This is a genomic window from Polaribacter glomeratus (assembly GCF_002954665.1).
GTDB lineage: Bacteria > Bacteroidota > Bacteroidia > Flavobacteriales > Flavobacteriaceae > Polaribacter > Polaribacter glomeratus.
Window position 1 is genome coordinate 921257 of record NZ_MSCM01000002.1, and the last position, 14045, is coordinate 935301.

Here is a 14045-nt window from a genome sequence, read left to right on the forward strand (position 1 = left end):
TTAGACTCAAAATAAATCAATTTTATTTGTACTTTTGAAATCTATCCAAAAAACTATAAAATTTTTGAAAAAAATAGCAGTTTTATTAGCGCTTATTTTGAGTTTCTCAGCTTGTAAAAAAGAAGAAAAGAAGCCTACAGTTAAAATCGAAAAGAAAAAACCAGAAATTAAATTTGGTTATAAGTTAGATGATTATAAAGTGATTCAAGACACTATTAAAAATGGTGTAAGTTTTGGTCAAATTTTAGACAGACACCACGTTTATTATCCAAAGATAAATGAAATTGCAACTTCTATTACAGGTATTTTTGATGTTAGAAGAGTAAGAGCAGGTAAGCCTTATCTTATTTTAGCAAGCAAAGATTCTACAGAACAAGCTCAGATTTTTATTTATAAACACGATAAAATAAATGCAACAGTTGTAGATTTTAAAGATTCGTTAATTACTGCAAGGCATTTTAAAAAACCCATTAATGTTGTAGAAAAAGAAGCAAGAGGAGTCATAAATTCAAGTCTTTCTGAAACTATGGATGGTTTGGGATTAAGACCTAACTTAACTTGGGAAATTGCAGATATTTATGCATGGACTTTAGATTTTTATGCACTTCAAAAAGGAGATTCTTTTAAATTTATTTATGAAGAAAAATTCATAGACGATACTATTTCTGCAGGTTATGGTAATATAAAGTCTGCAGTTTTTAAACACAAGGGTAAATACTTATATGCTTTTAGATATATTAAAGATTCAGTATCTGGCATTGCCGAATATTATGATGAAAAAGGTAATATGTTGCGTAGTCAGTTTTTGAAAGCTCCAATCAAATTTCAATATAGAATTTCATCAAGATATAATTTAACTAGAAGAATTGCTTATTACGGTAACAAAATAAGACCTCATAAAGGTACTGATTTTGCTGCAAATCTTGGTACGCCAATTATTGCAACTGCCAGTGGAACAGTTATTGAATCCGAAAGAAGAGGTGGTAACGGTAACTATGTAAAAATTAAACACAACAGCACTTATTCTACGCAATATTTGCACATGAGTAAAAGAAAGGTAAACAAAGGTAATCATGTAAGACAAGGAGATGTAATTGGTTGGGTAGGAATGACAGGTAATACAGGCGGACCGCACGTGTGTTATCGATTTTGGAAATTTGGTAAACAAGTAGATCCTTTAAAAGAAAAGTTACCAACAGCAGAGCATTTGCCAGCTAGTATTAAACCTGCATATTATAAGTTTATACAACCTTTAAAATATCAACTAGAAAATAAAAAAGTTCCAGTAAAAAAACCCCAAGAACTTACTGAAACGATTGCAAAAAAATAAAAAATGGCTTTAAAAAACATCAACCCAACTACAACCAATTCTTGGAAAGAATTAACCAATCATTTTAAAGATATTGAAAACATCAATATTAAAGATTTAAGTAAAGACGAGAACAGAAAAGAAGATTTTTCTATTCAATTTGATGATTTACTGGTTGATTTTTCTAAAAATAGAATCACAAAAAAAACGATTCAATTATTAGTAGCATTAGCGAAAGAAGTAGGATTAAAAGACGCAATTGAGAGTCAGTTTTCTGGTGAAAAAATAAATGTAACAGAAGATAGAGCAGTTATGCATACTGCTTTAAGAAGTACTTCTGATGTTCCTGTTTTGGTTGAAGGAAAAAATATAAAACCACAAATACAAACTGCTTTAAGAAAGATAAAAAGCTTTAGTAATAAAGTTATTTCAGGTAAGTGGAAAGGATATACCGGTAAATCGATTACTGATATTGTAAATATTGGAATTGGTGGATCGGATCTTGGACCAGATATGATTGTAGAATCTTTACAGTTTTATAAAAACCAATTAACAACTCATTTTGTCTCTAATATTGATGGAGATCATGTTTCTGAAATCATCAAGAAACTAAACCCAGAGACCACCTTGTTTGTAATCGTTTCTAAAACATTTACAACACAAGAAACCATTACAAATGCAGAAACTTTAAAGAATTGGTTTTTAAAATCGGCAACTATTTTTGACATTCCAAAACACTTCGTAGCAGTTTCTTCCAATTTAGAAGCCGTAGATAATTTTGGGATTGATAAAGGCAACGTTTTCCCGATGTGGGATTGGGTTGGAGGTCGTTTTTCTTTATGGTCTGCGGTTGGTTTGTCTATCAGTTTATCTGTGGGTTATGATAATTACAAAGCGCTTTTAGAAGGTGCAGAAGAAATGGATATCCACTTTAGAAATGAAGATTTTGATAAAAACATTCCTGTTATATTAGCGCTTATCAGCATTTGGTACAATAATTTTTACCTAGCAGAAACCGAAGCTGTTTTGCCATATTCTCAGTATTTAAAGAAACTTCCAGATTATTTGCAACAAGCAATTATGGAAAGTAACGGAAAGGGTGTTGATAGAAACGGACATAAAGTTGATTATCAAACAGGAACAATTGTTTGGGGAAGTACAGGTACAAATATGCAACACGCTTTTATGCAGTTAGTGCATCAAGGTACAAAGTTAATTCCTGCAGATTTTATTGGTTATAAGCAATCCTTATATGGATTAACCGATCACCATAAAAAATTAATGGCAAATTATTATGGTCAAATGGAGGCTTTAGCTTTTGGTAAAAGCAAAGAAGAGGTTCATTTAGAATTAAAGTTCTCTGGCGATGAGGATAAAATAAATCAATTATTACCTTTTAAAGTTTTTGAAGGAAACAGACCAAGTAATGCTATTCTTTTTGATAAATTAACACCTAGGTCTTTAGGTAAATTAGTTGCAATGTATGAGCACAAAATCTATACCCAAGGTATATTATGGAACATCTATAGTTTTGATCAATTTGGAGTTGAATTAGGTAAAGAACTTGCGAAAAAACTATTAAAAACCCAGTAGTTTTTAGGTTTTAATCCTTGTTAATCAGTAATTTAACAAGCTCTTAATTTTGTGTTAATAAGTTGTTCATATTTAACAGGTTGGTAATTAACCAAAAAGCATTTTTTTTTTACATTTATTTATCTTAATTTCGCGTTAAAATTTAACATTAAGTTAACATACCAGTGCTGTAAAAGAAAGATTTTTGCAGAAATTTAATAACATATAATTAAACAATGAAAAATTTTAAAAACTTATTATTTATAGCCTTGTTCTTTGTAACGGCTACAGTTTTAGGACAAACTAAAATTTCGGGTATTATCGTTGATGAAACAAATCAACCATTGCCAGGAGCAAGTGTTTTAGAAAAAGGTACTAAAAATGGTACTACAACAGATTTTGATGGTAATTTTACATTAACTCCTAAATCAAATTCTGGTGTTCTTGTAGTCTCTTTTATTGGTTACACCAGAAAAGAAGTTGCTTTCTCTTCGTCTAAAGCAAACATTGGTACTATTAAATTAGCTGAAGATGCAGGTTCTTTGGATGAAATAGTTGTAATGGCTACATCATTTGCTATTGATAGAAAAACCCCAGTTGCGGTTTCTACAATTAAAGCGTCGGATATTGAAAGAAAATTAGGAACGCAAGAATTTCCTGAAATTTTAAAATCTACTCCAGGGGTATATGCTACCAAATCTGGTGGTGGTTTTGGAGACGGTCGTATTAACATGCGTGGTTTTAACTCAGAAAATGTTGCGGTTATGATTAACGGAGTTCCAGTTAATGATATGGAAAACGGAAGAGTATATTGGTCTAACTGGGCTGGTTTATCAGATGTTACATCTGCTATGCAGGTGCAAAGAGGTCTTGGAGCTGCTAAGGTAGCTGTACCTTCTATTGGAGGAACAATTAATATTTTATCTAAAACTTCTGATGTAGAAAAAGGTGGTAATATTATTGCTTCAACAGGTAATAATGGATTCCAAAAATATGGTTTCACATTATCAACAGGTTTAATGGATAATGGTTTTGCTTCTACAGTGTCTTTTTCAAAGACTTCTGGAGAGGGTTATGTAGATGGTACTCAGTTTGAAGGTTATAACTATTTTGTAAACTTTTCTAAGGATATAAACGATAGTCATAAATTATCTTTTACAACTTTTGGTTCGCCTCAAAGACATGGTCAAAGACAAAACAGAAGTACAATTGCTACAATTAGAAATGCACAATCAGGGATTCGTTTTAATCCAGATTGGGGTTATAAAAATGGCCAAGTAACACATATAGAGGATAATTTTTACCATAAATCGCAAACATCATTAAACCACTATTGGACTATTAGTGATGTAACATCATTATCAACTGCAGCATACGCTTCATATGGTAGTGGTGGTGGAGGTGGTACAGCAGGTACTAATAGAGATCTATTTAATCAAAGATTAGGTGGTGCAGATCAACCCGTAGATTTCGATAATATTGTTGCTATAAATAGAGCAAATGGTTCTTTAGGTTCTGAAGCTATTTTAAGAGCTTCTAGAAATGATCACGAATGGTATGGAGTATTGTCTACATTTAAAACAAAATTAAATGATAATTTAGACTTAATTGCTGGTGTAGATTGGAGAACTTATGTAGGAAGACACTACAGAGAGGTTACCGATTTATTAGGAGGTGACTACTTTTTAGATGTTAATAGTAGAGGTGTTGGAAATAATGTAAACCGTTCTAGTGACGCTCTTCAAGTTGGTGATAAAATGGGTTATAATAATGACGGAAATGTAGGTTGGTTAGGTTTCTTTGGTCAATTAGAATATGGAACTGATGATTTTAATGCTTTTTTATCTACTTCTGTTCAAAGAAGTTCATATCAAAGAGTAGATTATTTTCAATATGATTTAAGTACAGAAGCTGGTAGAGACTTAGCTACTACTGATAAAGTAAATTTAGATGGTTATAGTATAAAAGGTGGAGCAAATTATAGAATAGATGATGTTCAAAACATATTTGCAAACATTGGTTACTTTGAAAGACCCGCAATTTTTGATGCAGTATATCAAGGATTTAATAATACAAACGTAAATGCAAATGCTGAAAATGAAAAGATTTTTAGTATGGAATTAGGATACGGAATTAGAAGTGAGAAATTCGCTGCAAACATAAATATTTACAGAACACAATGGAATGACAGAAGTTTCTCAAGAAGCATACCTGCAGATCCTACAGTTACTGGTTCAGAAGATTTTACAGCAAATCTTTTAGGCGTTAATGCTCTACATCAAGGTGTTGAGTTTGATTTTACGTACAAGTATTCAGATAAATTAAATTTTACAGGTATGCTTTCTTTAGGAGACTGGACGAATGCTAACGATTTAATAGATGTGCCAATTTTTGATGAAAATCAAGTTCAAAGAGGTACGTTAGATTTACTTGTTGATGGATTAAAAGTTTCTGATGCTGCACAAACAACCGCTGCTTTGGGAATGTTATACAATTTTTGGGACAAATCTTCTATTACAGTAGATTATAATTATTTTGCAGATATGTATGCGCAAATTAATCCTCTAGATAGAGCTGATTTTGATCCAAGTACTCCTTCAGTAAGAGGAGGTAACGCATGGAAAGCACCTAACTATAGTACATTTGACGCAAGTTTCCGTCATGGTTTTAACCTTGGTGAATTCGATACTACGGTTACAGTTCGTGTAAACAACTTGTTAGACACAGAATATGTAGCTGATGCTCTAGATGCTGCTGACCCATTAGTTTGGTTTGGATTTGGTAGAACTTTTAGCTTAGATTTAAAAATTAAATTTTAATAAATTTTAAAAAAATGAAAAAAATATTTTATTCTTTCGCAATCCTTTCTTTGTTGTTTACATCATGTAACCCAATGGAAGATATTTATGCAGAAATTGATGCTCAAGAAGTAGTAATTTCTGGAGAATCAGTATACACATTATCAGATGCTGACTATACAGCTTTAAAATTAAATTTTGGAAATTTTAGTAACTTAAATGATGCTAAAACAATGTTGCCTGCTTTTTTATCTAGAAAGTATCCTGCTTGGGGTAAAGAATCTTTAGCAGCCGTAACTTTCAAGTTATTCAATAAGAAAAACGATCAAAAAAGTTTAATTACTTATAAAGCAAACGATCAAGACTATACAGATGCAGGACTAAGGTTTCCTAATATATCTAATTATGAGCAAATGCTTCAATTATTAAATTCTTTATATCCTACACCTGATAATAGAGTTTTAGTGTCTTTAACATACACAGAACGCGATAGTGGTATAAATAGTGAAGTAGAAGATGGCTTTATTTATTCTAATGGAACTTGGGAGAAGTCAAGTGGAATTACTCTAGATGAATACAAAGCAATGGGAGAGTCTAGAGCTCAATTTTCTAGTGAAGATGAAGCCCTAGTTAAAATACCAGTTTATTTAAAAAATAAATTAGCTTATGAAGCACCAAAGGCAGGTGATATCGAAGGCGTTATGTATAAGTTATACGATAGTAATGATAGAGTTGTAAAAAGTTATGTTGTGTTTTTTATTTATGACGGTGCAAACTGGGCTAAATATAACAATGTAATTAATCAAACTATAAAATTTGGTCACGATGGTATAAGTTGGGTTCCAGATAATACTGTAAAATATACTTTAACTAATGCAGATTATACTTTAGTTGGTAATGGTCAATATAATAATTTTGATGTAAGAACAGGTAAAGCAGAAGAGCCAGAAACTAAACGATTGGAAAAAATAAACACAATTTTATTAAATAATTTCCCTTCATCAACAGATGGTCAAAAATACATTGTTTCTTACAACATTTACAATGGAGCTAATGATGTTTGGAGTTTAGCTGTTATTAAAGAAGGAAATGCTTACGTAAAACAATAAGCAATTAACCATAAACTTTATAAAAAACCACCTCGTTTGAGGTGGTTTTTTTATGTATAAAATTAGTAACTTTACAGTATTAAAATTAAACAACATTATTATGAAAGACATTCATTCTTATTGGGCGTATTTAGTCTTGGCAATTTTAGTTTTTGCAGTTGTAAATGCTATCATAGGGTTTACTCAAAAAAAACAATTTAAAGATAAAGATTTACGAATTGGGTTATTTACTTTAATAGTAGCTCACATTCAATTATTAATAGGTTTAGGCTGGTATTTTATGTCTCCTTGGTTTCAAATGCTAAAAACAGATGCAGCATCAGTAATGAAAGACAAAGCAGCACGTTTGTTAGCCGTAGAACATCCAGTAATGATGATTTTAGCAATTGTTTTTATAACAATTGGTTGGTCTAAACACAAGAAAAAAACAGAAGATACAGCCAAATTTAAAACATTTGCAATTTTTTACGGAATAGCTTTGTTACTAATACTATCTAAAATTCCTTGGAGTAACTGGTTTTAAGTATGAAAATTATAAGCTTTATTTTATCATCAATTTTTGCATTGGTGTTTTATGTACTTTTAATTATTTTTCATCCTTTACAATGGATTGGGTTAAAAGTTTTTGGTTACAATGGACACAAATTTGTAGTAGATTATATGAATTTTGTTTTAACAAAATCATTATTAATTTTAGGTACGCCAGTATCCGTAGTAAATAAGCAAGAGTTGCCAGAAAATACAACTCTAATTTTTGTTTCTAATCACCAAGGCATGTTTGATATTCCGCCAATAATTTGGGCATTTAGAAAGTACCATCCAAAATTTGTATCTAAAATAGAGTTAGGAAAAGGTATACCTAGTATTTCGTTTAATTTAAGACATGGAGGAGCGGCTTTGATTAACAGAAAAGATCCAAAACAAGCAATTTCTGCTTTAAGTGATTTTGCCAAAAAGATACATAAAAATAAGTGGTCGGCAGTCATTTTTCCTGAGGGAACAAGAAGCAGAGACGGCAAACCAAAAGATTTTGCTGTAAACGGATTAAAAGTGCTTACAAAATATAATAAAGAAGGATTTGTTGTACCTTTAACTATTCACAACTCTTGGAAAGTTTTTAAATATGGAAAGTTTCCTTTAGGAATTTTTAGTCCAATTACGATTACAACACACCAACCAATAAAAATCGATTCTTTACCTTTTGATGAATTATTAGCACAAACAGAAAAAGTGATAAAAGAACACCTAAAATGATACAATTATGTCTATAAAGAATATCAGAATGGAAGTAATGCAAACACTGGAAAAAAACATTGACAGTTTTGTAGATCAATTTTTAATTCCAGCAGAAAAAATATGGCAACCAACAGATTTTTTGCCAAACTCACAAAAAGACTCATTTATTTCTGAAGTAGAGGAAATTAGAGAACTATCTAAAGAATTACACGACGATTTCTGGGTGGTTTTAGTGGGTGATACAATTACCGAAGAAGCTTTACCAACCTATGAATCTTGGTTATTAGACATCGACGGAATTTCTCAACAACCAGACAATGGTTGGGCAAGATGGATAAGAGCTTGGACATCCGAAGAAAATAGACATGGCGATGTTTTAAATAAATACTTGTATTTATCTGGTCGTGTAAATATGCGAGAAGTAGAAATTTCTACGCAGCATTTAATTGCTGATGGTTTTGATATAGGTACCGCAACTGATCCTTATAAAAACTTTATTTACACAAGTTTTCAAGAACTAGCAACCTATGTTTCTCACAACAATGTAGCAAAAATTGCAAAACAAAAAGGTCATAAATCGTTAGCAAAAATGTCTAAAATTATTGCAGGTGACGAAATGCGTCATCACCAGGCATATTCTCATTTTGTAAAAGAGATTTTTAAGATAGATCCGTCAGAAATGATGTTGGCTTTTCAACACATGATGAAACATAAAATTGTAATGCCTGCTTTGCATTTAAGAGAATCTTTTGGTGCAAAAGGTAGTTTGTTTGATGATTTTTCTACGGTTGCGCAAAGAATCGGTGTGTATACTGGCTTTGATTATGTTGATATTCTAAAAAAATTGACTGTAAGTTGGGAAATAGACAAAATAACAAACCTTACTCCAGAAGCAGAAAAAGCAAGAGATTACCTAATGAAACTGCCAGAAAGAATGCAGCGAATTACAGAGAGAATTAAAGTTCCGAATACAAAGTTTGAGTTTAAATGGATGATACCAGCTTAAAAATAATTCTGAGTATATAAAATGGTATAAACCCTTTGGATGTAAAAATCTCGAAGGGTTTTTTTATAGATTAGTTTTAATTAAAACTTTAAATGTTTAAGTTAATTTCAAATAAACAGACTGCATCTTTTTTATAATGTTCGGGTAAACTGTCGGTGTTTTTTAAATTAAACATCCCAAGAAAATTAAAACCAGAATTTTTATAATGTTCAATTAATTTGATGTTTTTTCCTAACGTATCTAATCGAATAAACTGAATTCCTTTCTCGAATGCCATTTTTTTTGCCCATTCAACAATTGTAACAACATAATTATTTCCTCTAAACTTAGGGTTCGTGGCAATTCTATGAATATAAATAGCTGGATCTTTATTTTTTTCTTCCCAAATTTGAGCATCACTAAAAGTAATTGCCCAAATACATGCAATTTTGTTATGTATCAATAATTTAAATTGTCTGTTTTCTGCAATTTCAGTGGTTACCAGTTCTCTTTTAAAATTAGGCCAAACAATCACTTTGTCTTTCGTTTTTTGATACTCGGACGCTGTTTTATAAAATTCAAATACGGTATCAATATCTGCAATTGTTACATTTTTAATTTCCATGATTTTATTTAGAATAATTAATATGAAAAGAATCCATATCATTTAAAAAACCTAATTTTTCTCTTACCGTATTTTGATTTTTTTTATTGACGGTTGCACTAATAACTCCAACCTCATTTTTGGTCAAACTAGAAAGTTCCTCGCCCAGATAATCAATAATTAAAGAGTTTCCAGAATATTCGTAATTACTAGCATCTGTGCCTGTTCTATTTACACCAACAACGTAACTCATATTTTCTATGGCACGCGCTTTTAAAAGTGTTTTCCAAGCTTTTATTCTTGTAATTGGCCAATTTGCCATAAAGATTAAAAGATCGTAATTTTCGGTATTTCTAGCCCAAACAGGAAAACGTAAATCATAACAAATAAAGGGGCAAATTCGCCATCCTTTGTAGGTAACAATTAACTTTTCTGTGCCAGAAGTGTATACTTTATGTTCGCCAGCCAAGGTAAAAGAATGTCTTTTATTGTAAGTTTCAATTTTTCCTGACGGATGCACAAAAACCAATCTATTGTAATAATTTTCACCCTCATTAATCACCAAACTTCCGGTTATGGCAATTTGCTTTTCTGTTGCTATTTTTAGCATCCAAAAAACTGAAATTCCATCCATTTTTTCAGCTACTTTTTTAGGGTTCATGGTAAAACCGGTGGTAAACATTTCTGGTAAAACAATTAGATCGGTAGTTTCTGGTAAACTGTTTATTTTTTCTTCAAAAAAAGCTAAATTTTTCGTCGGATTCTCCCAAAATAAATCCGCCTGAATACCTACAACATGTAATTCGTTTTTCATTAAAATAAATTTAAAGATTACAGCGCTATAAATGTAAGTTTTTGTAATTTAGGAAACCAAAAAAAAGCTATGCAATCTTTTATTTCTGAAACTTTAGATGATATTTTACAAACTACAAAATCGTTTGAAAACGTTGTTTTTATATTGCCATCACAAAGAGCAAAAGTATTTGTAAAACAAACCTTTAAAGACAAAATTTCTGTAGGGTTTTTGCCAGAAATGCTAAATATAGAGCAGTTTATACATCAAATATCTGGCGTGCAAAAAGCAGATAACATTCAGTTATTATTTCATTTTTACACCATTTACAAAAGTGTTGATAAGAATCCAGATTCTTTTGACACATTTTCTACTTGGGCATTAACCGTTTTACAAGATTTTAATGAAATTGACCAGCATCTTATAAATACAAAAGAGATTTTTACCTATTTAAGAGATATTGAACGTTTGCGAAAATGGTCTGTAAAAGGCACGTTTAAAGAAACGGAATTGATAAAAGATCATTATTCTTTTTTAGAGAAACTAAATAATTATTACACTGCTTTTTATCAGTTTTTATTGGATGAAAATATAGGGTATCAAGGTTTAATGTATAGAGAAGCTTCTAAAAAAGTAGCTACCTATTTAGACAAAAACGCCGATAAAAAGTTCTTTTTTATTGGTTTTAATGCACTTAATAAAGCAGAAGAATTCTTATTTCAGAAAGTTTTAGAAAATGGGAATTCAGAAATTTATTGGGATATTGATGAAGCATTTTTTAACTCGAATCACCAAGCTGGTAAATTTGTCAGAAAATATAAAAAAGAGTGGAAGTATTTTGAAAAAAACAAACTTAAATCTTTAGGAAATTCATTTTCAGCACCAAAAAAAATACAAGTTATTGGTGCTGCAAAAAATAATACTCAAATAAAATATATTGGCGAAATTTTAGAAGAAAACCCTGATTTTAAAAACACAGCGCTGGTTTTAGCGGATGAAACGTTGCTGCCAATTACGTTAAATTCATTGCCTAAAAACATAAAGGCAATTAATATTACCATGGGGTATCCTTTAAAAGATATCCCAACAACAAGTTTATTGTTTTCTGTTTTTCAATTGTTTGTTTCGCAAGAAAAATTGCAAAAAAGCATGCTTAATGAGTATTATTATAAAGATGTAATTCGTTTTTTTAAACACCAATCTATTTATGGGTTGATTTCTAATATTGATGATTTTACATCAGAAATTGCAGCAGAGAATCAAACCTTTATTAGTGAAAAGTTGCTTGCCAAGTTTTTAGAAAATCAGCCAATAGAAGTAAAAAAGGTAATTTTAAATCTCTTTAAAAGCTTTGATACTGTGTCAAATTTTATTGAGAGAATTTTAGATTTAATCAACCTTTTAAAAGAGGATATAAACGATTTAGAAAAGGAATATTTATTCCGTTTTTACACCGTTTTTACGCAGTTAAAAACTTTGCAAAATGAATTTGAGTATTTTACAGATTTAAAAACATTATCGCTTTTTTTTAGACAATTAATAGGTTCAGAAAGTTTATCGTTTCAAGGAGAACCGCTTAAAGGATTGCAATTAATGGGGATGTTAGAAACGCGCGTTTTAGATTTTGAAAACATCATTTTAGCATCTGCAAACGAAGGCGTTTTGCCAGCAAGTAGTCAGCAAAATTCTTTTATTCCGTTTGATGTAAAAGTCGAATTTGGTTTGCCAACCTACAGAGAAAAAGACGCTATTTTCTCCTATCATTTTTTTCGATTAATTCAAAGAGCAAAAAATATTTTTATACTCTACAACACAGAACATGATGTTTTTGGAAGTGGCGAAAAAAGTAGGTTTGTAACACAATTAGAAATGATGAGAACAGATATTGTTCATAAAATTGTTTCGCCAAAAGTAGTTGCGCAAAAAACCGAATTAAAAGAAATTGCTAAAAATGAGTTGGTTTTTGAACGCTTAAAAGAATTGGCAAAACAAGGTTTTTCGCCATCTTCTTTAACCAACTATTTATACAATCCTGTTGCTTTTTACAAACAGAAAATTCTGCGAATCAAGGAATTTGATGATGTAGAAGAAACTGTTGCGTACAATACGTTAGGAACCGTTGTGCACGAAACTTTAGATGAATTGTACAAACCTTTTATTGGTCAATTTTTAACTGCGGATGACATTTTAGAAATGGAAAAAATAGCCAAAGAGTTGGTGGTAAAACATTTTAAAATCCAATTTAAAAATGGCGATTTATCTACAGGGAAAAATCGTTTAATTTTTGAAGTAGCTAATAGATTTGTTACTAACTTTTTATCCCAAGAAAAGTTGCTGTTAAAGGATAAAAAAAATCAGTTAAAAATTATTGCTACAGAAGAAAACTTATCCGCAGAAATAGAAATTGATGGCATTGATTTCCCTATTAAAATTCATGGAAATGTAGATCGAGTTGATGAATTAAATGGCGAAATTAGAATTATTGATTATAAATCTGGAATGGTGCAAAGCTCGGAATTAAAAGTGCTAGACTTTGAACAATTACGAACAAAAGAGCAGTATAAAGCAATTCAGGTTTTATTGTATGGCTATTTATTTACAAAAAGTAAAAACTTTGATAGTTCTAAAACGTTAAAAGCAGGAATATTTTCTTTCAAAAATTTAAACCAAGGTTTTTTAAGCATTAACTTTTCATCAAACTATAGAAATCCAGATTATACAATTACCCAAGAAAAACTAGAAGAATTTTTAGTTCGAATAAAAGAATACATCAAAGAAATTTACAACCCAGCAATTGGTTTTATCGAGCCGCCAGATTTAAAGTATTAATTATTTTCCTTTTAAAATCAATAAAGGCACATTTGTGTAAAACTCTTCTTTTAAAACGGTGTTTTTTTCCCACAGTTTTTTAAAGAAACCTCTTTTACGTCTAAAAACGCACAACATATCTGGTTGATGCTTTTGAAAATGCTCTAAAACTCCTTGAAAAGTTGTCGCATTTTCAGTAATTGTTAACGATGATTTAAGATTTTCTAACTCCTTACTTAAAACTAAATCTTCATCAGTATAGTCAGCCGTTTTTACTTGTAATAAGTTTACTTCACAATTAAATTTCTTTACTATAAATTGTAGCGGTCTTAGCGCCGTTTTGCTTTTTACAATTCCTGAATTAAACGCCATTAAAATATTTTTAACAGGTGTGTATTTATATCCGTCAGGAACAGCCAAAATTGGTAAATCTGTTTGTTTAACTAATTTACCAGCCGTTTTTCCTAAAAAAATTTCTTCTTTTATAGAATTACTTCTAGCGCCAACAATTATTAAATCTACATTTAATTCATTGTCAATAGCTTCCACACTGTCTACTAGAGAACCTTTTGCAGAAATTAAGTTTACTGTTACATTTTTTCTATCGACAGAATTTACAATTGCACGCAAATACAAATTGGTTTCGCGTTCAATAATTGTATTTACATTTATCATAACTCCCGCTTTAGATTGCACGCTATATGCTCTAAAAACTAGAATGTTAGCATTTACTTCTGCGGCAAAGTCAATAGCAAATTGTAAAGTGTTTTGTGCACTTTCTGTAGATCCGATAGGTACTAAAATGTTTTTCATACTATAATTTTATAGGTT

The 14045-nt window shown here is 30.6% G+C and carries 11 protein-coding genes; 8 read left to right on the top strand and 3 right to left on the bottom strand.

All coding sequences use genetic code 11. The features are described 5' to 3' along the window. The first annotated feature begins 64 nt into the window (after positions 1-64). The 7 genes from BTO16_RS14150 to BTO16_RS14180 all read left to right on the top strand — a co-directional run bounded on the left by BTO16_RS14150 (position 65) and on the right by BTO16_RS14180 (position 9030). On the top strand, positions 65-1330 hold the full coding sequence (locus BTO16_RS14150; protein WP_105022310.1) for a M23 family metallopeptidase: 1266 nt from the start codon (positions 65-67) through the stop codon (positions 1328-1330). Positions 1331-1333: 3 nt separating this feature from the next. Continuing rightward, a complete protein-coding gene (gene pgi / locus BTO16_RS14155) occupies positions 1334-2902 on the top strand; it encodes a glucose-6-phosphate isomerase (protein ID WP_105022311.1) in 1569 nt (522 codons plus the stop codon). Positions 2903-3117: 215 nt separating this feature from the next. Further along, positions 3118-5700: a TonB-dependent receptor gene (locus tag BTO16_RS14160; RefSeq protein ID WP_105022312.1), complete on the top strand. Its 2583-nt coding sequence runs from the start codon at positions 3118-3120 to the stop codon at positions 5698-5700. A gap of 14 nt (positions 5701-5714) precedes the next feature. Then, positions 5715-6788: a hypothetical protein gene (locus BTO16_RS14165; RefSeq protein ID WP_146105414.1), complete on the top strand. Its 1074-nt coding sequence runs from the start codon at positions 5715-5717 to the stop codon at positions 6786-6788. A gap of 100 nt (positions 6789-6888) precedes the next feature. Continuing rightward, positions 6889-7311, top strand: a complete 423-nt coding sequence (locus tag BTO16_RS14170; protein ID WP_105022926.1) for a hypothetical protein — start codon at positions 6889-6891, stop codon at positions 7309-7311. Between the two features lie 2 nt (positions 7312-7313). Next, positions 7314-8042 (top strand): lysophospholipid acyltransferase family protein, encoded by a 729-nt coding sequence (locus tag BTO16_RS14175; RefSeq protein ID WP_105022314.1) that lies wholly within the window; start codon positions 7314-7316, stop codon positions 8040-8042. A 7-nt stretch (positions 8043-8049) separates the two neighbouring features. After that, complete coding sequence (locus tag BTO16_RS14180) at positions 8050-9030, top strand: acyl-ACP desaturase (protein WP_105022315.1); 981 nt, start codon at positions 8050-8052, stop codon at positions 9028-9030. An 88-nt stretch (positions 9031-9118) separates the two neighbouring features. On the opposite strand, the gene BTO16_RS14185 is transcribed toward BTO16_RS14180, so the two are convergent. Both BTO16_RS14185 and BTO16_RS14190 read right to left on the bottom strand, forming a co-directional pair. Next, positions 9119-9634, bottom strand: coding sequence for a GNAT family N-acetyltransferase (locus BTO16_RS14185; protein WP_105022316.1), 516 nt, complete (start codon positions 9632-9634; stop codon positions 9119-9121). 4 nt (positions 9635-9638) lie between these two features. Beyond that, positions 9639-10427 (bottom strand): amidohydrolase, encoded by a 789-nt coding sequence (locus tag BTO16_RS14190; RefSeq protein ID WP_105022317.1) that lies wholly within the window; start codon positions 10425-10427, stop codon positions 9639-9641. Between the two features lie 69 nt (positions 10428-10496). On the opposite strand from BTO16_RS14190, the gene BTO16_RS14195 reads away from it, so the two are divergent. Next, complete coding sequence (locus BTO16_RS14195) at positions 10497-13235, top strand: PD-(D/E)XK nuclease family protein (protein ID WP_105022318.1); 2739 nt, start codon at positions 10497-10499, stop codon at positions 13233-13235. On the opposite strand, the gene BTO16_RS14200 is transcribed toward BTO16_RS14195, so the two are convergent. After that, the gene (locus BTO16_RS14200; RefSeq protein ID WP_105022319.1) at positions 13236-14027 is read right to left on the bottom strand and encodes a universal stress protein; all 792 of its coding nucleotides are present in this window, start codon (positions 14025-14027) and stop codon (positions 13236-13238) included. Positions 14028-14045 lie beyond the last annotated feature (18 nt).

Coding starts and splice junctions, on each gene's coding strand:
- pgi (WP_105022311.1), top strand. CDS start 1,334: ATGGCTTTAAAAAACATCAACCCAACTACAACCAATTCTTGGAAAGAA.
- BTO16_RS14160 (WP_105022312.1), top strand. CDS start 3,118: ATGAAAAATTTTAAAAACTTATTATTTATAGCCTTGTTCTTTGTAACG.
- BTO16_RS14165 (WP_146105414.1), top strand. CDS start 5,715: ATGAAAAAAATATTTTATTCTTTCGCAATCCTTTCTTTGTTGTTTACA.
- BTO16_RS14170 (WP_105022926.1), top strand. CDS start 6,889: ATGAAAGACATTCATTCTTATTGGGCGTATTTAGTCTTGGCAATTTTA.
- BTO16_RS14175 (WP_105022314.1), top strand. CDS start 7,314: ATGAAAATTATAAGCTTTATTTTATCATCAATTTTTGCATTGGTGTTT.
- BTO16_RS14180 (WP_105022315.1), top strand. CDS start 8,050: ATGTCTATAAAGAATATCAGAATGGAAGTAATGCAAACACTGGAAAAA.
- BTO16_RS14185 (WP_105022316.1), bottom strand. CDS start 9,634: ATGGAAATTAAAAATGTAACAATTGCAGATATTGATACCGTATTTGAA.
- BTO16_RS14190 (WP_105022317.1), bottom strand. CDS start 10,427: ATGAAAAACGAATTACATGTTGTAGGTATTCAGGCGGATTTATTTTGG.
- BTO16_RS14195 (WP_105022318.1), top strand. CDS start 10,497: ATGCAATCTTTTATTTCTGAAACTTTAGATGATATTTTACAAACTACA.
- BTO16_RS14200 (WP_105022319.1), bottom strand. CDS start 14,027: ATGAAAAACATTTTAGTACCTATCGGATCTACAGAAAGTGCACAAAAC.